Raw genomic sequence first — 25,145 nt, 5'->3', positions numbered from 1 at the left:
AGCGGGTGTACGCCGCCCGAAGGTCAGGAGCCCGCCCCGGTCCCAGGCCCCATGACCTCCGCCTACCGCCCGTAGAGCTGGGCGGCCTCGTTCCGCTTGGCCCGGACCGCCTCGGCAAAGCCTGCGGGCGCGGCGAGTTCGTCGAGTCCCACGGTGTCCAGCTGCCCGTCGGCGTGCCGCACGGTCCAGTTGGAACCTGCTTCCACCACGGACTGGTGCTTGACGTCGTAGTACCCGGGTTTGCCGTTGAGTGCGACTCCCCTGGCCCCGTGCAGCGCGGCGATCAGGTGGTGGTGGAACCGCGTGGTGAGCCACACCTGGTGCGGGCCGAAGGTGAAGTCCCCGTCCCACGCGGCTTGGAAGGGGATGAACCCGTCCGGTGCCACCACGTCCCGCAACCGGTCGAACCCCTGGTAGTCGTCACCGGGGATGGCCTCCAGGTAGCGCACGGACTCGCGGGGCAGGCCCCACCGCTGCAGCTGGGCCCGGGCGTGGTCCAGCATCTTCTCGAAGGACCCCTCGGCCAGGGTGTCGGACTGGATGCACACCACCACTTCCCGCGGCGCATAAGGGCCACCCGATCCGGCTCCCGCTCCGTCCCCGCGCTGGTCGGCCAGGAGGCCGAGGGCTCGTGCGTGCCGTGGGTCCCCCGCGAGGAGGAAGGCATCGTCGAATCCCACGGGCACGCCCGCGGCCTCGGCGCTGGGGCGGTCCCGCACGCTGAGGTGGTCAAGATCGGAGAGGGGGTCACCGGCGAAGGGCATCAGCCCCTGCCCCGTGGCGAACAGCCGTGCTCCGGAGAGTTCGCGGACCGTGCGCATGGCTTCGACCACCTGGAAGTTCTCCGGCCAGTTCGCGTGCAGCACCCCGCCACCCAGCAGGTGCACCGTGCCCGCTTCCCGCAGCGCGAGCAGACCGGCGTCGTACTTCGGGGAGCCGAGGTCCTCGATCAGGCTGCGCATGGAGCGGTCCAGACCGTGGAACCTCTCGTGCATGGCGCGGAACACGGTGTTGACCACGTGCAGACGCGGATGGAGGCCCCGGAGCAGAGCGGTGACGGTCCCCGGTTCGCGCACGTCCAGCCACACGTCCGTGGTGGGCGCGACCTTCGCGAGGTGGTTGACCCAGGCCGCGGCGATGAGTTCATCCCCGAAGTTCGGGTACCCGGCCCAGGAGATCAGGTAGATCGGGGGTTTGCGGGCGGGTGGTACGCGACGGTGGTCCTGCAGAAGATTGCGCATGACCGCAGACTACCGACGGCCCGGCACCTCCACTCGACGTCAGGGCGGTGTGACCGGCGGCAGTGGTGGCGGGGCAGAGGGCTGCGCCAGGGGCTCCCGCGGGCGCCCCAGAACCGGGGCACCGCCGCGGTCAACGGGCCGCGGCTGTGCGCCGCCCGTCGTGCCGACGACGCTGTCCCCACCGGCGTCGGCACCTCCGCCCTGCCCCCGCCGGTGGCCGACAACGGCCCCCTGGGCGTCCGGGTAATCTTTTCTCCCATGACCTCCCCGCGCGCTCCCCACGATTCTCCCGCCGAGTCCCCGGGAACCGGCTCGGGCAGTGTGATCCACGGCGGCAACCGGGAGCACACCCCGCACGTGCCCTCGGGCCCTGAGCACGGCAGCTACCTCAAGCCCCGCCACCTGGTGATGATGGCGCTCGGATCAGCCATTGGCACGGGGCTGTTCGTGGGCACGGGTGCCGCGATCCAGACGGCCGGTCCCGCTGTGCTGATCTCCTACCTGGTGGCGTGCACACTGCTGGTGCTCGTGATGCGGGCCCTCGGTGAGATGGCCGCGGCGGACCCCTCCTCCGGGGCGTTCTCCACGTACGCCGGCAAGGCGCTCGGGCCCACCATGGGTCGCGCGCTCGGCTGGCTGTGGTGGGCGCAGATCGTGGTGGTCGTGGCCGCGGAGGCCACCGCCGCCGCGCAGCTGGTCACCGAGATGTGGCCCTCCCTGCCACAGTGGGCGTGGGCGCTGATCTTCATGGCCGTGTTCACGGTGATCAACCTGGTGCGCGTGGGGACCCTGGGCGAGGCCGAGTTCTGGTTCGCACTGCTGAAGGTGGCGGCCGTGGTCGGGTTCCTGGTGGTGGGTGTGCTGCTGCTGATCGGCGCCCTGGACGTGCCGAGCCCGGGACTGTCCAACCTCACCGAGCACGGCGGCTTCATGCCCAACGGCCTCACGGGTGTGGCCTCCGCCCTGCTGGTGGTGGTCTTCGCCTTCGGTGGCACCGAGCTGGTCACGATCGCCGCGGCCGAGACCGAGGACCCCCAGAAGAACGTGGCCGATGCCATCCGCACCATCCTGATCCGGATCCTGATCTTCTACGTGGGTTCCGTGTCCGTCATGGTGCTGGTCCTGCCGTGGGACAACGAGGGCCTGTCCTCCAGCCCGTTCGTGGCCGTGCTCACCGAGGCCGGGATCCCCGGCGCGGACGTGCTCATGAACATCGTGATCGTGCTGGCCCTGCTGTCCGCGCTGAACGCCAACATCTACGGCAGCTCCCGCATGCTGTTCTCCCTGGCCCGCCGCGGTTCGGCCCCGCGCGCGCTGGCGAACACGACGCCGCGCGGTGTGCCGCGTGCGGCGGTCGTCGCCTCGGTGGTCTTCGGCTTCATCGCGGTGGTGCTGAACTACCTCTGGCCGGAGACCGTGCTGAACGTGATGCTCAACCTGCTGGGTTCCACCTGCCTGGTGGTGTGGGGCATCGCCCTGGTCTCGCAGATCATCCTGCGCCGGCGCATGGACCGCGCCGGGGAGTCCTCGCCGCTGCGGATGTGGGCCTTCCCGTGGCTCTCCTACTTCGCGCTGGCCCTGCTCGCGGCCATCGTGGTCATCGGACTGCTGGACCCGGCCGTGCGCATCCAGTTCATCGCCACGTTCGTGCTGGTCTGCCTGATCGCCCTCGCGTGCAAACTCTTCATCCGCAACGACGACGCCCGGCCCGCTCCCGCACCCACCTCCTGACCGCGGCGCGGGAACCTGTCCAGGGGGCGAGCCCTTACGACCACCGCACCGGCCTCCACCAGTGGCAGAGGCGGCGGACGCGACCGCGGACCCATTCACGACAACGGCACCGGCCGCCGCGGGGAACGTTCCCTGCGGCGTCCGGTGCCGGTGCGGCGTCGTGCGCGGCGCGGCGTCGCGCACGTGGTGCGCTGTGAACTGCAGCCCTCAGACCGCCGAGGGCAGGTCCGGGAAGGTCTCCGCCACGCCCGGCGTGTGGAGCTTGCCGTCACGCGTGGAGAGCCCGGTGGCCAGAGCGGCGTCGGACTCCAGGGCGGCGTCGATGCCGCCGGCGAGGCGCATGACGTACGGCGTGGTGGCGTGAGTGAGGCCCTGAGTGGCGGTGACGGGCACCGCGCCCGGGAGGTTGGCCACGCAGTAGTGGCGGATGCCGTCCACCTCGTACACGGGGTCGTGGTAGGAGGTGGGGTGGGTGGTCTCGAAGCAGCCGCCCTGGTCCACGGCCACGTCCACCATGAGGGCGTGCGGCTTGAGCAGGGACAGGTGCTCGCGGCGCACGAGCTTGGGGGCGGCGGCACCCGGGATCAGCACGGAGCCGACCACCACGTCCGCGCGGGGCAGCTCCTCCTCGATTCGGTGGGCGTCGCTCATCAGGACACGGGCGTGGGGGAACAGGGCGTCCAGCTGGCGGATGCGGTCCCCGTTGGCCTCGAGGATGGTGACGTCAGCACCGGCACCCACGGCGGCGCGTGCGGCGTGCTCGCCCACGGTGCCGCCGCCGATCACCAGCACGGTGGAGGGGACCACACCGGGCACACGACCCAGCAGGATGCCCGAACCGCCGGCGTGGAACTGCAGGTGGTGCGCGGCGTTGGCGATCGCCAGGCGCCCCGCGATCTCGGACATCGGGCGCAGCAGCGGGAGGGTCCGGCCCACGCGCACGGTCTCGTAGGCGATGCCGGTGACACCGCTGTCCAGCATGGCCTCCGTCAGCTCACGGCTGGCCGCGAGGTGCAGGTACGTGAACACGGTGAGGTCGGAGCGCAGGAACCCGTACTCCGCGGGGATCGGCTCCTTGACCTTCACGAGCAGCTCCGCCTGGGCCCACGCCTCCTCCTGGGAGGTGAGCTGCGCGCCCGCCTCGCGGTAGTCGTCGTCGGAGAACCCGGCCCCCAGACCGGCGCCCTCCTCCACGAACACCTCGTGGCCCTGGGCGGTCAGCGCGGTGACCATGGTGGGGGTGAGGCCCACACGGGCTTCTTCGGGCTTGATTTCGCGGGGGACGGAGATTCTCATGACGGCACGCTCCTCGTGGGAAGTCCATGGGCGGCGCGCAGCACGAGGGGATGTGCCCGGACTCCGCGCTGAGCCCCTGATGTGTCCCCATTGTGTCCCACGGGACTGACAGGGAGCAGGGGCCCTCCCGAATGTGACCGAGCGCCCGCCCCACAGGGGAACAGGCGCTCGGGACCGCACGGTGCGGAGGAGAGAGAGGTCAGCGGGCCTGGATCTGCGCGGCCGCCTCCGGGTCCGAGTCGTTCAGGAACTTCTCGATCCGGGCGGCCTCGTCCGCCTCACCGATCTGCGCGGCGGCCTGGCCGAGCGCGGCGAGCGCCCGCAGGAACCCGCGGTTGGGCTCGTGCGCGTACGGCACGGCGCCGTGGCCCTTCCAGCCGTGGGCGCGCAGCGAGTCCAGGCCGCGGTGGTAGCCCACGCGGGCGTACGCGTAGCCCTCCAGGGTGCGCCCGTCCGCGAGCGCCTCCTCCGCGAGGATCGCCCACGGCAGCTGCTCCTTGGGGAACGCGGCGGCGAGGTCCTCGGCCTCGTCACCGGCCTCGAAGCGCGCGGTCATCGCCTCGTTCTCCTCCAGGTGCGTGGGCGCCGGTTCGTCCAGCAGGTTCTTGCCGAGCAGTGCCACGGTGGTTCCTTTCCACGGTCGTGCGGGGTTCGCTGCCACTGTACGCACGGTTCACGACGCCGCTCCACGCCGTTCGCTGCAGGGGTGGCCTCAGTCGCCGATCATGATCCCCACACCTGGTCCGAGGGGCAGGCCGAAGACGTAGAACACCACCAGAATGATCACCCAGACCACCCAGAAGGGGACGACGAACGGGATCATCCGGGCCATCACCGTGCCGAGACCCGCAGAGGGCTCGTACTTCCGGAGCATCGTGAGCAGCACGACCATGTAGGGGTTCAGCGGTGTCATCACCTGGGTGGCGGAATCCCCCACCCGGAACGCGGCCTGGATGAACGCTGGCTCGAAACCGAGGATGCCGAACATGGGCACGAACACGGCCGCCATGAGCGTCCACATGGAGGACCCGGAGATGATGAACAGGTTCAGCAACGAGCACAGCAGGATGAAACCGATGATCACCGGGAAGCCTGTCACCCCAGCGTTCTCGAGGGCCGTGGCCCCGCTGACCGCGATCCATGAGCCGATTCCGGACCAGTTGAACAGGGCGATGAACTGCCCCAGCACGAACGCGAGCACCAGGAACGAGGTCATGTCCCTCAGCGCGGCGCCCATCATCACGGGCACGTCCTTGTACCCACGGACGGTGCCGGCCACCCGCCCGTAGACGTAGCCGCTCACGGAGAAGAACGCGAAGATGATGAACACGATCGAGGACAGCAGCGGCGACTTGGGGAGGAACCCACCGTCCTCGTTGCGCCACGGAGAGTTGGGCACCAGGGCAAAGACCGCGAGAACCACGCCGATCAGCACGAAGGTGACTCCGCCCCACAGCAGGGCCTTCTTCTCACGGGGTGACAGGGCCGCTTCCACGTCGGGTTCCTGCGACTCGGCGACCGTCTGCTCGTCCCCCACGATGCGGATGGCCCGCGTGTCCGTCATGAGCTGCTGGGTCTCGGGACTGACCTCGTCCCGGGAGACTCCGGCGCGCTCCACCCTGGGCTCCACGATCTTGTCGATGACCCACCCGGCCACCAGTGACAGTACGAGAGCGGAGACGATGTTGAAGTAGTAGTTGGACAGGGGGTTGACCTCTGTGGCGGTCTCCGCGAGCGCCGGCACGGTGGGAATCACTGCGTTGGTGATTCCCGCGAACAGCGCGTCCAAGGATGTGGGAAAGATGTTGGTGGAGTACCCAGCTCCCGCTGCGGCGAAGCCACCCAGCAGACCAGCGACCGGATGGCGACCCGCAGCCTTGAAGGCGAGCGCCGCCAACGGCGGGATCACCACGAATGCAGAGTCTGCCATGATGGAACCCACCACACCCACGAACCCCACGGTGTAGGGCAGCATCCACCGCGGTGCGCTGCCGATCGCGAAGCGAATGGCCGCGGCCAGGAACCCGGACTTCTCCGCGATGCCTATGGCCAGCAGGATGGTCGCCACCGTCACGAGCGGCGGGAAGCCGATGTAGTTCTCCCCCAGGGTGGTGGTGAACCACGCGATCCCATCCCCTGTAAAGAGGCCCTGGATGACCACGGGATCTTCCTTGCCCGGAACCTGCACCACCACGCCGGCCCAGGCCATGGCCGTGGAGACAACGGCGGTGATCAGGAAGAGGATGGTGAACAGCGCAAAGGGCTCGGGCAGTTTGTTGCCCACCCGCTCGATCCCGGTGAGGAACCGGTCTCCCAGGCTGCGCTTGGTGGCGGTGGCGTTCATGCGTGCTCCGTCGTGGTCGGGGTGGAGGGGTTTCGCCGGGTGGTTCAGCCGAAGTAGTCGGGCACCGAGATCCCGCCACCATTGGCGCGGAAGTCCTCCGCGACGTCGGCGGCCAGCTCGTCGTCCGTCAGGTAGTCGAGGGCCACGGCGGCCAGTCCGTACGCGCCGTCGAGACCAGCCTGCTCCGCGTGCGGGGAGCCCGCCGCCTCCGCGAACTCGCGGGAGTGCAACCCCGTGTCCTCCGTGGCGATACCGATGAGCGGGTGGATTCCGGGGACTCGGTAGCTGACGTTGCCGAAGTCCGTGGAGGCGGCCAGCACCTCGGACAGTGTGCCGGCGGGGTAGGGATCCCGCCCGCGCCGCTGCTGCGCGAGGACCCAGCGGTCGGACAGCGGGCCGTTGCTGAGCACGGGCAGCGTGGCCGGGGAGGTGTCCCACGCGATGCTCACGCCCACGCCGGCCATCAGCGCGGCCCCTTCCATCACCTCGTTCACCCGTTGCGACAGCGCACTGAGTGTCTCGGGGCGTTGCGAGCGCACGTAGAGCCGCAGGGTGGCGGACTCGGTGATGATGTTGGGCCGCTCCCCACCGTCCGGCAGCACGGCGTGTATCCGGTCCGTGGGCGGGGTCTGCTGACGCAGCAGACCGAGCCCCTGGTAGGCGAGCACAGCACCGTCGAGCGCATTGCGCCCCATGAAAGGGTGCGACGACGCATGGGAGGCCCGGCCGTGGAAGGTCACCTCGCACTGGCGCCGTCCGAGCCAGACCTGGCCCACCAGATCCGTCATGTAGGGGTGGACCATGGCGGCGGCGTCGATGCCCTCAAGCGCACCGTTGCGGGCCATGATCTCCTTGCCACCCTCCCCCTCCTCTGCGGGGGTGCCCAGGTAGACCACGCGCCCGGAGAACGCGCCGGGGTCCTCCCGCAGCAGCTCGGCGAGCGCGACGAACGCCCCGAGGCCCGTCACCGCGATCACGTTGTGCCCGCAGCCGTGGCCGATCCCCGGCAGTGCGTCGTACTCGGACATCACCGCGATGGTGCGGTGGGAGCGAGGGTCGAAGTCCTCGGAGGAAACCTCCGCGTGGACGGCGGTGTCCAGCCCGAATGCGGGGCTCTGCGCCTCGATCCCGTGCCGGGTGAGGTGCTCCATGATGCGCCGCGCGGCGCGGTGCTCCTGGAACGCCGTCTCCGGGTCCTGGTGCAGCTCGTGCAGGATGCGCACGAGGTCCTCGGACTGCTCATCCACCAGGGCCTGCAGGCGCTCCTGCGCCGCGGACGCCGCACCGTGGTGATCCCGCAGGTGGTGGGTGAGCTCCTGCTTGCGGCGCTCCGTGTCCCGCTGCAGCTGATGCAGGTACGCGTGTGATGGCTCACGCAGTTCGTGGTTCGGGGCGGGCTGTGGTGCGGAGGGCGCGGGCTGCTCGTGCGGGGATGCCATGCCCAGGACAGTACCAAGTGAGCTGACTCACAGCACGGCGGCGCCCCGCACGCGGACGTGCGGGGCGCCGGAGAGAAACGTGCGGGCTACTTGATGGACGTGCCCGCGGATCCGAGGTTCTGGCAGGCCTCCACCACGCGGGCGGCCATGCCGGTCTCGGCATCGGCGCCCCACACGCGGGGGTCGTACTTCTTCTTGTTGCCGACCTCGCCGTCGATCTTCAGGACGCCGTCGTAGTTGCTCAGCATGAAGCCGGCCACGGGGCGGGTGAACGCGTACTGGGTGTCGGTGTCCACGTTCATCTTGATGACGCCGTAGGAGACGGCATCCGCGATCTCCTGGGCGGTGGAGCCGGAGCCGCCGTGGAACACGAGGTCGAACGGGCGGTCCTTGCCGATCTTCTTCCCGACCTCGTCCTGGATCTCCTTGAGCAGCTCGGGGCGCAGACGCACGTTGCCGGGCTTGTAGACGCCGTGGACGTTGCCGAAGGTCAGGGCGGTGATGTAGCGGCCCTTCTCGCCGGCGCCGAGCGCCTCGATGGTCTTCATGCCGTCCGCCACGGTGGTGTAGAGGGAGTCGTTGATCTCGCCGACCACGCCGTCCTCCTCGCCGCCCACGGCGCCGATCTCCACCTCCAGGATGATGTGCGCCTTGTTCGTGCGCTCCAGCAGCTCCTGGGCGATCTTCAGGTTCTCGTCCAGGGCGATCGCGGAGCCGTCCCACATGTGCGACTGGAAGATGGGGTCCTCACCGCGGGCCACGGCCTTCTCGGACTCGGCGAGCAGCGGGAGCACGAAGCCCTCGAGCTTGTCCTGCGGGCAGTGGTCGGTGTGCAGGGCGATGTTGACGTCGTACTTCTTGGCCACCTCGCGGGCGAACGCGGCCATGGCCAGCGAACCCGTGACCATGTCCTTCACGGAGGAGCCGGACCAGTACGCCGCACCGCCGGTGGAGGCCTGGATGATGCCGTCCGAACCGGCCTCGGCGAAACCGCGGATCGCGGCGTTGAGCGTCTGCGAGGAGGTCACGTTGATGGCCGGGTACGCGAAGCCCTTCTCCTTGGCCCGGTCGATCATCTCGGAGTAAACGTCAGGGGTTGCGATGGGCATGGAGTGCTCCTTCTTCTGGGTTCCCGATGCACGGTTGGACCGTGGCCTGAGGCCTGTTCCCAGTCTAGGCGACCGGGGGCCTGGCTCCTGTGGCGCGGATCATGATTCGGCCGCCGTCACATGCTTTTTTGCAGGTCTGCGGCGGGCACGACGCCGCCGCACCAGCACCGCGCCCCGGTCCCGCGTGTTTGCGGTACCGGGGCGCGGCAGCTCAGCTCACGGCCTCACAGCCGCCAGCACGAGCTGGTCTGCGGGATGCCGTTGAAGCGGGCGTCCAGGTAGGCGAGCATCGAGGGGATGCCCTCCACGTAGCCGCCCAGATGGGTGGGGGTCACCAGTGTCTGCAGGGACACGTTCGTCCCGGCGGTGCACCAGCTCTTGGCGAGGTTGCGCCCCGCCTGGTAGGGCACGACGTCGTCCGCGAGCCCGTGCGCGACCCGCACCGGCACGGCGGGGTGGCGGCCCGCGGCACCGTTGTCCTGAGCCTTGAGGTACGCCTTCAGCTCAGGGTCCTCGAGCAGCTGGGAGAACGAGCGACCGTCCGCCGTGAGGGTTTTGGAGGGCACCAGGGCTTCACCCAGGACACCCCCGATGACGCAGCTCTCCTGGGCCTTGTCGTAGCGCTTCTGCCCCTCCGCGTTGAGCTTGCTCCGCACGTCCACCCCGGAGTCCTGGGCGGCGCCCATCACGTAGAAGGACAGGCCCGTGAACAGGCTGGAGTCGATCTTCTTGCCCGTGGCCACGAGGTCCGCGGGCGGGGCGCCCACCCACGCGCTCTTGATCTTCAGCTCGGGGGCGTACTGGGGTGCCATCTCCACGGCGGAGGCGGTGGCTCCGCCACCCTGCGAGTAGCCCACGGCGGCCACGGGCGTGGTGGCGTCCATGCCCTTCACGCCGAGGCGCTGCGCGGCACGCACCGCGTCCAGCACGGCGTGGCCCTGGTCCACGCGGTTCATGTAGGTGTGGGTGCCCTCGGTGCCCAGGCCGATGTAGTCCGGAACCACCACGTTGTAGCCGGCGTTGACCAGCCCGGCCAGGCTGATGCCCTCGTAGTTCATGCCCATGGCCAACTGGCGGGAGGGGGCGCACGGGTCGCCCATGCCCTGCGTGCCCGGGGACAGCACCACCAGCGGGCGCGGGCCGGCCTTCTTCCACGCCGCCTTGGACTCCAGTACGGTGCCCGTGGTGGGCACGGCCTGGTTCTTGCTGTTGGTGGTCTTGTACATGATGCGCATGGAGGACGCGTTGGGCTTGATCAGCTTGACGGGGTCCAGGTAGAACGTGGAGGCCTCCGAGCGCACCACGTCCCCGTCCGTGGCCGGCAGCTGGGCCGGGGTCTCGTAGAACGCGCCGCCCGTGGTGGTGGAGAGCTTCTGCAGCGCCTGCCCCCGAGCCACGTCCTCCCGCGTGAGCCCCTCCTCCTGCAGTGCCTGGTCCTGGGCGGAGCGTGGCAGCTCCGAGAATCTCCCGTCCGGTGCGGTGTCCGGCGTGGTCTGTGCGGTGGCCGGCTGCAGTCCCCCGAGCAGCAGTCCCACGCCGAGCGCCAGGGCTCCCGCGGAACGTCGAAGGGGCAGTGGCCTGGTCGATCGTGACATGGTCCTGTGACCCTTTCGTAATGTGATGCGACTCACATGACCCTACGGTAACCACCGGGCCCTGGCCATAGCCGACCGGCCAGACCTCGGACCGCCCCACGGTGAAGCAGAGCTGGAAAGAACCATCCGTACATTCCCGTTTTTCTGACGGGTCCGGCAGCGGGAGCATGGAACTATGACCACACAGACCGTCACCCCGTACCTCAACTCCCGCGCCGCCCAGTGGCGCACCACCCCCGGGCGGGCCTCTGCCCACGAGCTGCACCGCAGCATGACCGGCTACGCCCCCACCGCCCTGCGCGAGCTGCCCGCCCTGGCCGCGGAGCTCGGCGTGGGCCGGGTGTTCGTCAAGGACGAGTCGGACCGCCTGGGCCTGCCCGCCTTCAAGATCCTCGGTGCCTCGTGGGCCGTGTGCCGCACCGTGGCCCAGCGGATCGGGCTGCCCGCCGAGAACATCACCGTGGAGAGCCTGCGGGACGGTCTGCGCGCTGCGGGCTCCCCCCAGCTCACGATCGTCACCGCCACGGACGGCAACCACGGCCGCGCCGTCGCCCGCATGGCCGCCCTGCTGGGCCTGCGCGCCCGCGTCTACATCCCGGGCGGTGTGGGTGACACCGCCGTGCGGGCCATCGAGGCCGAGGGCGCCCCGGTCGTCTTCGGCGGCCCCTCCTACGACGACGCCGTGGCCACCGCCGCGCGCTCGGCCGCCGGTCCGGACGAGCTGCTGGTCCAGGACACCTCGTGGCCGGGATACGAGGAGGTGCCGCGCTGGATCGTGGAGGGCTACATGACCCTGTTCGCCGAGGCCGACGAGCAGCTTGCCGCCGCGGGCGCCCACGGCCCGGACCTCGTGGCCTGCCCCGTGGGGGTCGGCGCCCTGGCCCACGCCATGGTGGACCACTACCGGGGCGTGGCCCGCAGCACGGCGGCCCTGCTCACGGTGGAACCGCGCACCGCGGACTGCGTGGCCCAGTCCTTGCGGGCCGGTGAGCCCGTCACCGTGGACACCTCTGCCCCCACCATGATGGCCGGACTCAACTGCGGCACCCCGTCCGGGATCGGGTGGCCCACCATCCGGGACGGCGTGAGCGCCGCCGTCTCCGTGACCGAGGACGAGTGCCGCCGCGCGGTGGGCGACCTGCAGGGACTGGGGCAGGACTCGGGACCGTGCGGAGCGGCGTCGTTGGCCGGGGTGCGCGAGCTGCTGGGCGCGCCGGGAGCGCGCGACGAGCTGGGGCTGGACAAGGACTCCGTGGTGCTGCTCATCAGCACGGAGGGGCTCGGCGCCAACCCGTTGCCCGCCGCGTGACACACTGAGCCACGAGACAGGGGCCTCGGCCCCGCAGCGCCTCTGACGGGGGCGTAGCGCGCACGGCGACGCCCCAGCGTCGTCACCCCGCGCCCTGCCGTCGCACCGCAGCGCCGTACCGACCGGACCCGCCCGAGAGGAGACCCCGTGCTGAACGTGGACCGGCTCAGGATCCTGGCCGAGCTCAGCCGCCTGGGCACGCTCACGGCGGTGGCCGAGACCCTCTCGTACAGCACGTCGGCGGTGTCCCAGCAGTTGCACCAGCTGGAGAAGGACGTGGGTGCGGCGCTCGTGGAACGGGTGGGGCGGCGGCTCGTGCTGACCGATCAGGGCACCATCCTGGCCGGGCACGCCCGCACGATCCTCGCGGACCTGGAGCGCGCGGAGGCGGACGTGCTCGCCGCCGCGAGCGAGCCGCGCGGCACGGTCACGGTGGCGGCGTTCCAGACGGTCGCAACCACCCTGGTGCCGGCCGCGCTGGGCATCCTGCGCCGCGAGCACCCCGGGGTCGAGGTGGTCTTCCGGCTGGGCGAGACCGACGAGGCCCTGGCCGCACTGCCCGGAGCGGGCGTGGACGTGGTCATCGCTGAGAGCTACCCCGGCGCGGTCACGCCGCCCACGCCCGGGGTGGTGCTGGTGCCGCTGCTCGAGGATCCGCTGCGGGTGGCCATGAGCGCGGAGCGGGCGGCCCTGCTGGACCCGGGCCAGGACGTCCTGGCCCAGCTGGCCGACGCCGCGTGGGCCGGCGAACCGCAGCACACCCCGCCGCGCGCGTGGCTGGGTGAGCAGTGCCGACGCCGCGGCTTCGAACCGCGCGTCACGTGCGTCTCCGAGGACCTCTCGGTGCAGGCGGCGTTCGTGGCGGGCGGGCACGCGGTGGCGGGGCTGCCTGAACTGGCACTGGGCTCCGCTCCCGAGGGGATCGTGACCCTACCCCTGGGTTATCCCCCACCGTGCCGCACGATCACCGCGGCGTGGCGGGAGAGCGCGCGGAACCACAGAGCGGCGCAGGCGGTGCTGGAGGCGCTGGGGAAGGTTGTTCAGCCGACCCGCTGACCGAACACGTGCCGGCGGATCCAGGCGTGCATTGTTACCGCGGCCGCGGCCCCCGCGTTGATCGAGCGCGTGGAGCCGAACTGCTCGATGGCCAGCACCGCGTCCGCCTGGTCGACGAGCTCCTCGGAGACCCCCGGGCCCTCCTGGCCGAACACTAGGACGCAGCGCTCGGGCAGCTCGAACGTCTCGATCAGCTGCGAGCCGGGGACGTTGTCGATGGCCAGCACCGCGAGCCCCTCGCCGCGCGCCCACTCCACGAACTCCGCGACGCTCGCGTGATGGCGCACGTGCTGGTAGCGGTCGGTGACCATGGCCCCGCGACGGTTCCAGCGGCGTCGTCCGATGATGTGGACCTCGCGCGCCAGGAACGCGTTGGCGGTGCGCACCACGGAGCCGATGTTGAAGTCGTGCTCCCAGTTCTCCACCGCCACGTGGAAGGCGTGGCGCCTGGAGTCCAGGTCCGCGATGATCGCGTCCATGCGCCAGTAGCGGTACGGGTCCGCCACGTTGCGACGGTCGCCGTCGCGCAGCAGCTCGGGGTCCCAGTGGTCTCCAGTGGGCCACTCGCCGGGCCAGGGGCCCACGCCGACCACGCGGTCAGCGGGAAGCTCCGGCTCAGTCAAGCCCCAGCTCGTCCTTGGAATAGGCGTACAGGCACGGCACGCCCGCGGTCTCCTCGATGCGCTCCTTGGCGCCGGTGCGGCGGTCCACGATCACGGCCACGGCCACCACGTTCGCGCCCGCCTTCTGCAGGGCCTCCACCGCGGTGAGCGCGGAGCCGCCCGTGGTCGAGGTGTCCTCCACGACCACCACATTGCGGCCCACCACGCTGGGGCCCTCCACCTGGCGGCCCATGCCGTAGGACTTCTGGGCCTTGCGCACCACGAACGTGTCGATCGCGCGGTCCTGGTCCCCGGCGGTGCGCATGATTGCGTGGCCCACCGGGTCAGCGCCCATGGTGAGGCCGCCGGCGGCGTCGAACGCGATGCCCGCCTCGTCCAGCAGACCCAGCATCACCTGACCCACGTAGCGCGAGGCCTCGTGGTGCAGCGTCACCCGCCGCAGGTCCACGTAGTAGTCCGCCTCGATGCCGCTGGCCAGCGTGACCCTGCCCCGCACCACGGCGAGGTCCTTGATGAGGTCGCGCAGGCGCTCGCGGGCGGTGTCCAGGTCCACGGGAGAGAAGTCGGTGTTCATGCGCCCAGCTTACGGGCCCGGGCGGCGCGGCAGCGGGGACGACGGCGCTCGGTCACCCCACTCGGGTGACCTCACGGCCGTGGGCAGACCAGACCCGGGCCGCCGAGGTGCCTTGGCAGGGAAGCCGGGGCTGCGGCGTCGTCATCGCGCGGGCCTCATCCCAGCCGACCGCCGGACTCGCGCAGGTAGCACGCCGCGCACAGGGACTCGTAGGTCACGGCCACACCGTCGATGGCCACCTGGTCCCCCTCGAACACGAAGTCCTCCCCCGCCCTGCGGGTGTTGAACACCGCCTTGCGACCGCAGCGGCAGATGGTCTTGAGCTCCTCGAGCGAGTGGGCGAGTTCCATGAGTCGCTCGGAGCCGGGGAAGGAGCGGGTGCGGAAGTCCGTGCGGATGCCGTAGGCCATCACGGGAACCTCGGAGAGCACCGCGATGCGCAGCAGGTCGTCCACCTGCTCGGCCTCGAGGAACTGGGCCTCGTCCACCAGCAGGCACGCCACGGGCTGGGCCTCCACGTGCTCGAGCAGTGCGTCCGGGTCGTCGCCCAGGGCGTGGCGCTTGAACAGCCCCATGACGCTCTCACCCGGCGGGATGAGGAAGTCCACTGACCGGGTGACACCCAGGCGGGAGAGGATCTGGTCCTCGCCCTTGGTGTCCACGCGGGGCTTGGCGAGCAGCACACGCTGCCCGCGCTCCTCGTAGTTGTAGGCGGCCTGGAGCAGCGCCGTGGATTTCCCGGAGTTCATCGCGCCGTAGCGGAAGTAGAGCTTGGCCACGGTCGGTCAGTCTATCGACGCACGCAGCCACGCCTTCGAAGGGCGCGGCCAGCGCTGCACCCGGCCGTCCTCGGAGGTGACCTCCACCGCGTACTCGATCTCCCCGGAGTCCGGGCCCTGTGGCAGGTGGGCCGTGTACTCGCCGTTCAGCGCGGTCTCCCGCATGGGCGTGCGGGTGGTCTCCGCGTCGTCCGCCTGGCGGCTCAGCAGGGCCACCGCCTTCACCCGGGTGCCGCCGCAGCCCTCAGCGCGCACGCGCATCAGCGAGGGGTTCTCGGGCCCGGGGCGGCGCACGGACACGTGCATCATCCTCGGGTCGAACACCCCGCGCACGCGGCAGTGCAGCACGTCCCCGTCCCGCCAGCCGGTGGGGCCCGTGTTGCGGGGGTTGCGCACCGCGTGGGGCTCCTTGTCGAAGGAGAACGTGTACCCGCGGACCTCGTAGCCCGGCATGGCCTCGCGCCACTGCTCCAGGGCCGTCTCGTCCTCGGGGATGCCGTAGCGCGGCACGTAGACCACCTTGTTGAGCACCACCGAGTTCACGTACGGCGCCAGCCCACCGTGGGGACTGATGCCGGTGTCCATGCGCAGGATCTCGAAGGGCCGCCCCCAGCGGGTGAGCAGCGGTTCCAGGTGCTCGGTCACGATCGCGTCGTAGCGCTCCCGCAGCGGGTGGTCGGCGGGCGGGCGCAGTACCAGCAGCCGCTCCTCGTCCAGGACCTTGAGCAGGCAGTCCGCGTGCTGGATGCCCCAGTTCTCGTAGTCGGGCAGCACCGCGTGCTCGCTCATGCCCGTGGCCGCGGAGGCGTCCTGGCGCACCTCGTCCCACGTGGCGCCGTCGAACGCGTTCTCCGCCACGAGCACCTGGGTGCTGATGAGCAGGTCGTGGCCGTCCGAGAGCACGTTGCCCCCGGTGAAGGCGTGCGGGAGCCTCTCGAACGGCAGCCCCAGCGCCCGGGCGAGCGCGGGCTGGGCACGCTGGTCCACGGGCTCGTACTCGAGTGCGGCGAGGGGCTCCCGGTCCGCGGTCTCGAGGGGCGCGCCCGGTTCGTGGGCCGTGAACGGGGTGGCGTAGACGTACCGCGGGCCCACGCACCACAGCTGACCGTGCTCGTCCATCACGGGGTGCGGACCCCAGTCGCGCACCCACACGGCGTCGTCACCCTGCGGCGCACGGACGAACGTGACCCGGTCCGGGGAGACGCCCTGGGACGCGAACCACGAGGCGGCGTCGTTCTCCGAGGCGGCGTCCGTGACGAGGACCCAGAGGTGCTCGTCCAGCGCGAGGTCCCGCAGCAGGGCTCCCGGCAGGGCCGCGGGCCACGTGACGAAGGCCCCGAGCGCGGGCTCCCATTCGGCGACGAGTCGTTTCTTCACGGGAGAGCGCCTTTCCATGCCGGCAGAAGTTGGGAGGTCACGGCCCCTGCCCCGGCCGCGTGCTGCGCAGTGTTCACACTAGCCCCCGGAGCGGGGACGCCGGGCGGTGGGCACACGGCCGAGCCCCACCACTGCGCGGCGGACGCGGCCCGTGGGGCGCGGGTTCACACCGGCCGACGACGCCGCCCGGTCGACTCCCGCGCGGCCGGAACCTCAGACGCGCTGCACCGCGGCGGTCCAGCGCAGTGCCACCAGGGCGAACCCGAGGGACGCCACCGCGACACCGAGCATCGTGGCGGCCCACGCCCACGGGGCGAAGGACGCGGGGAAGGCGATGAGCGCCGTCGTGAGCGCACCGGAGAGGAACTGGGTGGCGCCGAGCAGCGCGGAGGCCGCCCCCACGTTCGTGGTGGCCGAGGACATGCACAGGGACATGAAGGCGGGCTCGCACGCACCCAGGCCCAGGAGCCCGAAGCCCACGCTCAGGGCCAGCAGGAACAGGGAGTCCGTGAAGACGGCCGAGCACGTGGCCAGGACTCCGCCAGCGACCATGACGGCCATGCCGAAGACCCCCAGCTGGCCGGTGGTCATGCGGGGCGCGAGTCGGTGGCCCATGACCGCGCCGCCCACCGAGGCCAGGCCGGTCACACCGAAGATCATGCCGAAGTCCGCCTGCCCCACGCCGTAGTGGTCCTGGTACACGTAGGACGCGCCACCCAGGTAGCAGAAGAGGTACACGAAGGTGCCCGCGAGCGCCCCCAGGGGCACCAGCATCCGGCGGGAGCGCAGGTGCCCGGCGTAGGCGCGCAGCACGGGTGCGAAGGCCAGCGGGACCCGCCGCTCCGCGGGCAGGGACTCGGGCAGCCAGCGGAACACGATGCCCAGGGACACCGCCCCGATCAGCGCGAGCACCAGGAACACCGGGCGCCACCCGAAGAGCTCGCCCACCCAGCCGCCCACGGCCGGGGAGATCATGGGGATCACCGAGGTCACGGTGACGAGCACGGCGAAGGCGCGGGTGGCGGCGTCGCCGGAGACACGGTCCCGCACGGCGCTGTTGATCACCACGAACGCCATGGCCGCCCCCGCCCCCTGGAGCATGCGGGCCACCACGAGCACGGCCATGGAGGGCGCCGCGGCGGCGAGCAGGCAGGCCGCGATGAAGATGGTGAGTCCCAGCAGCAGCGGGCGGCGCCGCCCGAACGCGTCCGTGACGGGTCCCGCAACCAGCTGCCCCGCACCGAGCATGATGAGGTAGCCGGTGAGGGTGAGCTGCACCATCCAGGACGGCGCGGCGAACTCGGCGCCGATCTCGGGCAGGGACGCGAGGTACATGTCGATCGCGAAGGGCCCCACACCCAGCACGGCGGCCAGGGAGAGGAGGAAGGAACGGGGCGGGCCCGCGGGGGCCGGCGTCACCTCGGAGGTGTTGAGGGTTGCTGTCATGGCTGAGCTTGCCTTCTTGCTGTCTCTGCCCGCACGGCGGGTGGCACTGGACGAGGATATAGCATAGTTGTACGCGTGTACTAGTTTTGAGGAGTGATGGTCATCGCAGGCACACAGGCCCGCGCCGTGGAGCGCCGAGCCGACATCCTCGCAGCAGCGTGCGAGCTGCTGGCGCGCGGGGGGACGGCCGCCGTGACCCACCGCCAGGTGGCCGAGAAGGCGGGGGTCCCCAACGGCTCCATCCGCTACTACTTCGCCACGCGGGACGCCCTGCTCACGGCGTGCGTGGAGGACATCGAGTCCCGCCGGGACGCCGAGGCCCGGCGAGTGCTGGCGGAGGCGGCCGAGGACTCCGCCCGCCCGGGCCCGGAGGTCACCGCGCAGCGCATGCTCCGGGTCATCACTGGCCGGGGGCTAGAGGACGCGGAGCTGCGCGGCACCCTGTGCTGGCTCGTGGACACCACCCGGGAGAACGCGGAGCTGGCCACCGTGCTGGCCGAGGAGCGCATACGGCTCGAGGGTCAGGCACGCGAGCTGCTGCGGCTCAGCGGGTACACGAGGGTCCCCGCCGAACTGGTGATCTCCCTGGGCGAGGGCGTCATGTTCAAGCTGCACGTGGAGAACCGCACGGGCATCGCCCGGGAGACCGTGGCGGCCATGGCGGAGCTGCTCGCGTACCGGAGGGGTTGAGCCGCCCCGGATGCTCCGCGCCGGGCGGTGGGCGTGCTGCGGCGACACAGTGCGCCCTCCGATTCGCCCGCGCGTCCCCGCGTGCGCTCCAATGGACGGTGATGGCCCCTCTCAGCGTGTCCCTGATCCTGCTGGCCGCCGTGGTGCACGCGGTCTGGAACATCCTGGCCAAGGGCATCCGCGGCAACGGGACCCTGTTCGTGTGGTGGTACGGGCTGGTCTCCTCCGTGGTGCTGATCCCCGTGAGCCTCCTGGAACCCGGCGCGTGGCAGTCCTGGGGGTGGCCGCTGGTGGGCGCCGCCGTGGTCTCCGGGCTGCTGCACACCGTCTACGGCACCGCCCTGCAGACCGGCTACGACCGCGCACCCCTGGGCGTGGTCTACGCCGTGGCGCGCGGCACCGGGCCCATGATCACCATGCTGGTGGCGGTCCTGTTCCTGGGCGAGCAGCTCTCTCTCACGGCCGCGGCGGGGGCCGTCGCGGTCCTGGTGGGCGTGGCCGTGGTCGCCACGTTCGGCACGCCCACCTCCACCCGGGACGACGACGCCGGGCTCACCCGAGGTTCCGCGCTGACTGGCGTGCTGTGGGGTGCCGCGGTGGGCGCGTGCATCGCCGGGTACACCCTGTGGGACGACCACTCCATGGCCACCCTGGACCTGCCGCCCGTGCTGTACTTCGCGCTGACCTCGGTGGTCCTGGTGCTCACCCTGACCCCCAACGCGTGGCGGCAGCGGCAGGAGATGGCGCACTCGTGGGCCGTGGACCGCAACCGGATCGTCGCGGTGGGCCTGCTGTCCCCGCTCGCGTACATCCTGGTGCTGTTCGCCATGCAGTCCACCCCGGTGGCTCTGGTGGCTCCCCTGCGGGAGTCGAGCATCGTGGTGGGCTCGCTGCTCGCGTGGTGGATCTACAAGGAGAACCGCCTGGTGCCACGGCTCATCGGCTGCGCCGCGGTGCTCACGGGCATTGCGCTGATCAGCGCGTGAGCCGGGCAGGGCCGGGTCTTCGCGCCCTGACGGAACCGGCGCGGGCCGGGCGGCGGCGGGACGGGCCGTGAGGACCGGGGCCAGGACGAGCGTGCGGCGTCGTCAGGCAGACCACGTCCCGTGCACGAAAGAACTTGCCGCGGCATGGAATAAGACCCCCGCCCGGTCCTGTTGAGACGGACATGACCACGATGAAGGCGCAGACATATCAGCAGTACGGCGACACCTCCGTGCTGGAGCTCACCGACCAGCCCATGCCCAAGGTGGGTCCCGGCGAGGTCCTGGTGCAGGTCAAGGCGGCGGGCATCAACCCGGTGGACTGGAAGGTCATGTCCGGTGGGCTCGATCCCATGATGAACGCCCAGTTCCCGGCGACCCCTGGCTGGGACGTCGCGGGCGTCGTCGTGGGCAAGGGCTTTGACACCCCAGGCATCTCCGAGGGCGACGAGGTGATCGCCTACGCCCGCAAGGACTGGATCCACGGCGGCACGTTCGCCCAGTACGTCTCCGTGCCGGTGCGCACGCTGGCCCCCAAGCCCGCGGCACTGAGCTGGGAGCAGGCCGGTGGGTTGCCGCTCGCGGGACTCACCGCGTACCAGGTGCTCACCCGACTGGGCCTCGCGGAGGGCAAGACCGTGCTGATCCACGCGGCCTCCGGTGGCGTGGGGAGCATGGGCGTGCAGATCGCCAAGGCCTTCGGCGCGCGGGTGATCGGCACCGCGTCGGCCAAGAACCACGACTACGTGCGTGAGCTCGGCGCGGAGCCCGTGGAGTACGGGGACGGCCTCGTGGAGCGCGTCAAGGAGCTCGCCCCGAACGGGGTGGACATCGTCGCGGACTTCGTGGGCGGCGTGGTGGAGGACACCGTGGCCGTGCTCGCGGACGGCGGCCAGCACGGCTCCATCGCGGACCCCGAGGTGGAGAAGCACGGCGGGCACTACATGTGGGTCTCCCCGGACGCGGAGCAGCTCACGGAACTCGCCCGCCTGGCCGACGACGGCAAGCTCACCGTCCGCGTGGACCGCACCTTCCCGCTCGAGCAGTTGCCGGACGCGTTCACGGCCAGCCAGGAGGGTCACGCCGTGGGCAAGATCGTGCTGACGGTCGACTGATCCGCGCCATGCTCCCCGGGGGCCGCGCCGACCTCAGCGGCACGACCCCCGGGGCTTTCCGCGCAGGCCGGGGCCACGCAGCTCCGGCCACCTCATGACGATGCCTCGTCACGCCTGAACGTGGCGAGGCATCGTCGTGTGCGGGGCCGTGCGGCGTCGTCGCCCGGGGCTGCGTGGCCGGGCGGGACGGGTGCGCGGCAGCGAGGATCAGCGCGGCGCCATGCGCAGGGCGCCGTCCATGCGGATAGTCTCGCCGTTGAGGTAGTCGTGCTCCACGATCATCCCGGCGAGCTGCGCGAACTCCGCGGGCTGGGCCAGGCGGTGCGGGAACGGGACGGACTCCGCGAGGGCGGAGCGGTAGTCCTCGCCCACGCTGCCGAGCATGGGGGTGTCCACGATGCCGGGGGCGATCGTCATGACGCGCACGCCGCGGGAGGAGAGGTCGCGCGCGGCCGCGATGGTCAGGGAGTGCACCCCGCCCTTGGACGCCGCGTACGCCGCCTGCCCGATCTGCCCCTCGAACGCCGCCACGGACGCGGTGTTGATCACGAGGCCGCGCTGGCCAGCCTCGTCCACCGGCTCCTGCGCGGTCATCACCTCGGCCGCGAGCGCGAGCACGGTGAACGTTCCCACCAGGTTGATGCGCACCACGCGGTCGAACAGGGCGAGGTCGTGCACGCCGTTGCGGCCCACCACGCGCGCGGACGGGCCGATGCCGGCGCAGTTCACCACGGTGCGCAGCGGGGCGATCTCCGCGGCCCGAGCGACGGCGGCGCGCACCTGCTCCTCGTGGGTCACGTCCGCGGCCACGTAGGTGAGCCCCTCGACCTGGGGCGCCTTCTCGATGCCGCCCGGCAGGTCGATGCCCACGACCTTCGCCCCGCGCTCGATGAGCTGCGCGGCGGTGGCCGCCCCCAGCCCCGAGGCCGCCCCCGTGACGATCGCCGAAGTACCCGTGATGTCCATGTCCGCTCCTGCCGTTGTGGTGCGCGGCGCACGACGCCGCCCGGTTGCTGTCCCGGCCGATCGTACGGGTCCGGACGGGGTAGTTCACGTCACACCCGCTCCGGGGCTCGTGGGGTCGGGACGTGTCACACTCCCGGCCGCGGTGGAACCACCCGGACCGAGCCGCCCGTGGCAGGCGGACCTGCCCTCCACCCACCCCATACGTGATCCACCCGGCGCCGAGACCAGCGGCGCTCACAGTCCCTACCTCCTCATGGTGTGATGGTTCCCGATACTCAGGTACCGGGAACCATCGAAGCCTCGCCGTTTGGCCATTGCGGGAAACCAACTGTGACGCATTGCTGTTCGGGCGACTGGTTGTTACCTGCAACCGCGCCCACCCCAACGAGGCCATTCGCAGAACCGCGTGCGGTAAGATTGCCAAACAATATTACGGCGTAGTTCGTTCGGTCGGCTGGAAGTTCTACATGGGCTCAGGAAAGAACAACTAAAATGCACACTCAGACACCCAAGTCCTTGATAATGTTCCGAATTATCTTCGGGTATCTGCTCATTAGTGCCACCGGGATTTCCCTGTGGTTGAGCTGGGTCGCCAGCCGCACCACGAGCACAGCTATAGGGTTAGGATTGCTCCTGATGATGGTGTCGGTGAGCGCGCTGGGCATCGGGGCGGCTTTACTCGTCCTTGAGTCATCGCACCTAAAAAATTCACACCACCATACCCCCGTCCAGGGAATATCCCTCACTAGCGCAGCCTTCATCGCCGCAGTATCCGTCGTCGCCTCGGTTGCCGTGACATACCTGCATTTCATTACCGATGCCTCACAAGGTTTCGCCACTGCGGCAGTCAGCTACCCACCGGCCACAGCCCTGTGGTGCGGGACGCTGCTGTCTTTGACCGTATGGGTCTCTCTCATGGCCGTCATCGCCCAAGGCTCAGCAGCCCCAAGCGACGACCGCCACCCCGAGCACACGCGCACCTGAGGCCCGCACTCGCCCATCCCCCTCGAAGCGCCCCCTCCCAGCGTCCCACCGTGCGGAACGCACTCCCCAGGGCGGCTGTGTCGGCGACTTCCCTCGACCCCTCGATATTTCCCGTGACACGGACCACATCGGGGCAGGTTCCTGCAGTACGTTGGGGGAAAGTTCTCACCCGGACCCCTGGCGGCCGCACGGCCCCGGTGAACACCGTGGTTCACGGGCGCGGCACGGGGTCCCCGCACTGGAACGAGGATCCCCATGAGCGAGACCACCGCACCCCAGACCGCAGCGTCCGGGCAGTCCGTCACCGAGCGTTTCCGCGCCGCACGGGACCAGATGCTGCGCCTGCGCACGGACCTGGACGCCGCCCACGCCGAGTTCGAGTGGCCGCGCTTCGACACCTTCAACTTCGCCCTCGACTGGTTCGACGCCCTCGGCGCCGGCGAGGAGGCCGACCGCGAGGCGCTGGTGATCGTCGAGGAGGACGGCACCCAGACCCGCCGCACCTACGCCGAGCTCTCCCGGCGCTCGTCCCAGCTCGCCACGTGGCTGCGCGGCCAGGGGGTGCAGCGCGGGGACCGGGTGATCCTCATGCTCGGCAACCAGGTGGAGCTGTGGGAGACCATGCTCGCGTGCACCAAGCTGGGCGCACCCATGATCCCCACCACCGTGATGCTCGGGGAGAACGACCTCCGGGACCGCGTGGAGCGCGGCAACGCCTCGTGGGTGGTCACCTCCCACAGCAACGCGCTGAAGTTCGCGGACGTCCCCGGGGACTTCACGATCATCCAGGTCCCGGATCAGCCGGACCACCGCGTGCGTCCCACCTCCGGGGCCTTCGCCTCCCCCTCCGCGGACGACGACGCCGCCCCGGCCGGTTCCTCGGGCCCCGGCACCTCCGGGGGCACCGCCTCGTCCACCTCCGGCGCGGACACCTCCTCGGGCACGACGTCGGGGAATGCCGCGAGCACCGTGGACGGTGCGGGTGGTGCGGAAGGCGGCGCAGCGGCGTCGTCGTCCGGGAGTGCGGAACTGGCGCCGATCGGGGAGCACCGCGTGCTGGACTATGCACGGTCCTTCAACGGACCGAAGACGTTCGAGGTGCTCGAGCCCTCCCCCGCGGATGCCACGCTGCTGCTGTACTTCACGTCCGGGACCACCTCGCTGCCCAAGCTCGTGGAGCACACGAACACCTCCTACCCGGTGGGGCACCTGTCCACGATGTACTGGATCGGGCTGGAGCCGGGGGACGTGCACCTGAACGTGGCGTCGCCGGGGTGGGCCAAGCACGCGTGGTCGAACTTCTTCGCGCCGTTCATCGCCGGTGCCACCGTGTTCCTCTACAACTACACGCGCTTCAACGCCGTGGCGCTGATGGACCAGATGGAGCGCGAGCACGTGACCTCGTTCTGCGCGCCGCCCACCGTGTGGCGCATGCTGATCCAGTCGGACCTGTCCCACCTGAAGAACCCGCCGCGCAAGACCGTGGCCGCGGGCGAGCCGCTGAACCCGGAGATCATCTCGCGTGTGAAGGCCGCCTGGGGCACGGACATCCGGGACGGGTTCGGGCAGACGGAGTCCTCTCTGCAGATCGCCAACACCCCGGGCATGCCCGTGAAGCCCGGGTCCATGGGCCGGGCGCTGCCGGGCTACGACGTGGTGCTGATCGACCCGAACACTGACCAGGAGAGCGAGACCGAGGGTGAGCTGTGCCTGCGGCTGGACCCCCGGCCGATCGGGCTGACCCCCGGCTACCACGGGGACCCGCAGAAGACCGCGGACGCGTTCCGGGACGGGGTCTACCACACGGGCGACGTGGTCTCGCGGGACGCCACCGGGGTGTTCACGTACGTGGGCCGCGCGGACGACGTGTTCAAGGCCTCCGACTACCGGCTCTCCCCGTTCGAGCTGGAGTCCGTGGTGATCGAGCACCCCGCCGTGGTGGAGGTGGCCGTGGTTCCCTCGCCGGACTCGATCCGTCTGGCGGTGCCCAAGGCGTACGTGGTGCTCGCGGACGGTCACGAACCCACCGCGGAGACCGCCGAGAGCATCCTGCACCACTGCCGCGTGAACCTCGCCCCGTACAAGCGCATCCGGCGGCTGGAGTTCGCGGAGCTGCCCAAGACCATCTCCGGGAAGATCCGCCGGGTGGAGCTGCGCCGCCGGGAGGCGCTGCTGCACCCGGACACGCTGGGGGACGCCGGGGCGGCGGCGGGTGGAGCGGGCGAGTCGACGAGCGAGACCGGTTCCGGCGACTCCGTGGAGTACGCGGACACGGACTTCCCGTCGTTGCGGGGTGAGTGAGTCTGGAAACTGACATCTGCCTGGTGTGGCACGAGGACCTGACGGGCGGACAGCTCTACCAGTTGGAACAGCTCTTCAACGCGGAGTACCGAGCCGACGAGGGCGCGTGGAACCCTGACGCGCCCTACGGCTACGCTCCCGCCGAACTGCACGTCATGGCAGTGGCTGTCTCTTATACACCTCTGAC

21 protein-coding genes and 1 pseudogene are annotated in these 25,145 nt (G+C 70.7%); 9 read left to right on the top strand and 13 right to left on the bottom strand.

Translation table 11 applies throughout. The features are described 5' to 3' along the window. Window positions 1–62: 62 nt before the first annotated feature. Window positions 63–1,241, bottom strand: coding sequence for a polysaccharide pyruvyl transferase family protein (locus tag D9R02_RS04285; protein WP_019309831.1), 1,179 nt, complete (start codon window positions 1,239–1,241; stop codon window positions 63–65). Between the two features lie 258 nt (window positions 1,242–1,499). Here D9R02_RS04285 and D9R02_RS04280 point away from each other — a divergent pair, with 258 nt between their 5' ends. Further along, a complete protein-coding gene (locus tag D9R02_RS04280) occupies window positions 1,500–2,972 on the top strand; it encodes an amino acid permease (protein WP_019309830.1) in 1,473 nt (490 codons plus the stop codon). A gap of 207 nt (window positions 2,973–3,179) precedes the next feature. On the opposite strand, the gene ald is transcribed toward D9R02_RS04280, so the two are convergent. The 6 genes from ald to D9R02_RS04250 form a co-directional block, all read right to left on the bottom strand. Continuing rightward, window positions 3,180–4,268, bottom strand: coding sequence for an alanine dehydrogenase (ald, locus tag D9R02_RS04275; RefSeq protein WP_039102167.1), 1,089 nt, complete (start codon window positions 4,266–4,268; stop codon window positions 3,180–3,182). Window positions 4,269–4,467: 199 nt separating this feature from the next. Beyond that, window positions 4,468–4,890, bottom strand: coding sequence for a DUF3151 domain-containing protein (locus tag D9R02_RS04270; RefSeq protein ID WP_257744420.1), 423 nt, complete (start codon window positions 4,888–4,890; stop codon window positions 4,468–4,470). Window positions 4,891–4,980: 90 nt separating this feature from the next. Then, window positions 4,981–6,612: an AbgT family transporter gene (locus D9R02_RS04265; RefSeq protein ID WP_039102165.1), complete on the bottom strand. Its 1,632-nt coding sequence runs from the start codon at window positions 6,610–6,612 to the stop codon at window positions 4,981–4,983. A gap of 44 nt (window positions 6,613–6,656) precedes the next feature. After that, the gene (locus tag D9R02_RS04260; protein ID WP_121566405.1) at window positions 6,657–8,051 is read right to left on the bottom strand and encodes a M20 family metallopeptidase; all 1,395 of its coding nucleotides are present in this window, start codon (window positions 8,049–8,051) and stop codon (window positions 6,657–6,659) included. An 86-nt stretch (window positions 8,052–8,137) separates the two neighbouring features. Next, window positions 8,138–9,160 (bottom strand): class II fructose-bisphosphate aldolase, encoded by a 1,023-nt coding sequence (fbaA, locus tag D9R02_RS04255; RefSeq protein ID WP_039102163.1) that lies wholly within the window; start codon window positions 9,158–9,160, stop codon window positions 8,138–8,140. Between the two features lie 224 nt (window positions 9,161–9,384). After that, window positions 9,385–10,755: a lipase family protein gene (locus D9R02_RS04250; RefSeq protein ID WP_039102162.1), complete on the bottom strand. Its 1,371-nt coding sequence runs from the start codon at window positions 10,753–10,755 to the stop codon at window positions 9,385–9,387. Window positions 10,756–10,930: 175 nt separating this feature from the next. Here D9R02_RS04250 and D9R02_RS04245 point away from each other — a divergent pair, with 175 nt between their 5' ends. Both D9R02_RS04245 and D9R02_RS04240 read left to right on the top strand, forming a co-directional pair. Continuing rightward, window positions 10,931–12,064, top strand: a complete 1,134-nt coding sequence (locus tag D9R02_RS04245; RefSeq protein ID WP_059280721.1) for a diaminopropionate ammonia-lyase — start codon at window positions 10,931–10,933, stop codon at window positions 12,062–12,064. Window positions 12,065–12,211: 147 nt separating this feature from the next. Then, on the top strand, window positions 12,212–13,120 hold the full coding sequence (locus D9R02_RS04240; RefSeq protein WP_121566404.1) for a LysR family transcriptional regulator: 909 nt from the start codon (window positions 12,212–12,214) through the stop codon (window positions 13,118–13,120). On the opposite strand, the gene D9R02_RS04235 is transcribed toward D9R02_RS04240, so the two are convergent. The 5 genes from D9R02_RS04235 to D9R02_RS04215 all read right to left on the bottom strand — a co-directional run bounded on the left by D9R02_RS04235 (window position 13,105) and on the right by D9R02_RS04215 (window position 17,919). Then, window positions 13,105–13,743 carry a TrmH family RNA methyltransferase gene (locus D9R02_RS04235; protein ID WP_121566403.1) on the bottom strand — a complete coding sequence of 213 codons (639 nt, stop codon included), beginning with the start codon at window positions 13,741–13,743 and terminating at the stop codon, window positions 13,105–13,107. The genes D9R02_RS04240 and D9R02_RS04235 overlap by 16 nt on opposite strands. Then, complete coding sequence (pyrE, locus tag D9R02_RS04230; protein ID WP_047978387.1) at window positions 13,736–14,317, bottom strand: orotate phosphoribosyltransferase; 582 nt, start codon at window positions 14,315–14,317, stop codon at window positions 13,736–13,738. Before pyrE ends, D9R02_RS04235 begins: the two co-directional genes overlap by 8 nt. Window positions 14,318–14,472: 155 nt before the next feature. After that, window positions 14,473–15,096 (bottom strand): thymidine kinase, encoded by a 624-nt coding sequence (locus D9R02_RS04225; protein WP_047978386.1) that lies wholly within the window; start codon window positions 15,094–15,096, stop codon window positions 14,473–14,475. Window positions 15,097–15,102: 6 nt separating this feature from the next. Further along, a complete protein-coding gene (locus tag D9R02_RS04220; protein ID WP_121566402.1) occupies window positions 15,103–16,473 on the bottom strand; it encodes an agmatine deiminase family protein in 1,371 nt (456 codons plus the stop codon). Window positions 16,474–16,686: 213 nt separating this feature from the next. Continuing rightward, window positions 16,687–17,919, bottom strand: a complete 1,233-nt coding sequence (locus D9R02_RS04215; protein WP_121566401.1) for a multidrug effflux MFS transporter — start codon at window positions 17,917–17,919, stop codon at window positions 16,687–16,689. Between the two features lie 96 nt (window positions 17,920–18,015). Here D9R02_RS04215 and D9R02_RS04210 point away from each other — a divergent pair, with 96 nt between their 5' ends. The 3 genes from D9R02_RS04210 (at window position 18,016) to D9R02_RS04200 (ending at window position 20,707) form a co-directional block, all read left to right on the top strand. Then, window positions 18,016–18,609 (top strand): TetR/AcrR family transcriptional regulator, encoded by a 594-nt coding sequence (locus tag D9R02_RS04210; protein ID WP_039102154.1) that lies wholly within the window; start codon window positions 18,016–18,018, stop codon window positions 18,607–18,609. A 101-nt stretch (window positions 18,610–18,710) separates the two neighbouring features. After that, window positions 18,711–19,595 (top strand): EamA family transporter, encoded by an 885-nt coding sequence (locus tag D9R02_RS04205; protein WP_121566400.1) that lies wholly within the window; start codon window positions 18,711–18,713, stop codon window positions 19,593–19,595. 191 nt (window positions 19,596–19,786) lie between these two features. Beyond that, window positions 19,787–20,707 (top strand): NADP-dependent oxidoreductase, encoded by a 921-nt coding sequence (locus D9R02_RS04200; RefSeq protein WP_183085946.1) that lies wholly within the window; start codon window positions 19,787–19,789, stop codon window positions 20,705–20,707. A gap of 207 nt (window positions 20,708–20,914) precedes the next feature. On the opposite strand, the gene D9R02_RS04195 is transcribed toward D9R02_RS04200, so the two are convergent. Then, window positions 20,915–21,673: an SDR family NAD(P)-dependent oxidoreductase gene (locus D9R02_RS04195; RefSeq protein WP_070637076.1), complete on the bottom strand. Its 759-nt coding sequence runs from the start codon at window positions 21,671–21,673 to the stop codon at window positions 20,915–20,917. A gap of 492 nt (window positions 21,674–22,165) precedes the next feature. Here D9R02_RS04195 and D9R02_RS04190 point away from each other — a divergent pair, with 492 nt between their 5' ends. From D9R02_RS04190 to D9R02_RS12165, 3 genes and pseudogenes are all read left to right on the top strand, one after another. Next, complete coding sequence (locus D9R02_RS04190) at window positions 22,166–22,657, top strand: hypothetical protein (RefSeq protein ID WP_121241469.1); 492 nt, start codon at window positions 22,166–22,168, stop codon at window positions 22,655–22,657. A gap of 255 nt (window positions 22,658–22,912) precedes the next feature. Continuing rightward, complete coding sequence (locus D9R02_RS04185) at window positions 22,913–24,958, top strand: AMP-binding protein (protein ID WP_102613940.1); 2,046 nt, start codon at window positions 22,913–22,915, stop codon at window positions 24,956–24,958. Beyond that, window positions 24,955–25,145 (top strand): annotated as a pseudogene (locus tag D9R02_RS12165) (hypothetical protein); the annotation flags it as partial. The gene D9R02_RS04185 and the pseudogene D9R02_RS12165, both read left to right, overlap by 4 nt.

This window comes from Kocuria rhizophila, from assembly GCF_003667225.1.
GTDB lineage: Bacteria > Actinomycetota > Actinomycetes > Actinomycetales > Micrococcaceae > Kocuria > Kocuria rhizophila.
The sequence above is the reverse complement of the archived record's forward strand: the minus strand, read 5'-3'. Positions and strand labels throughout refer to the sequence as shown.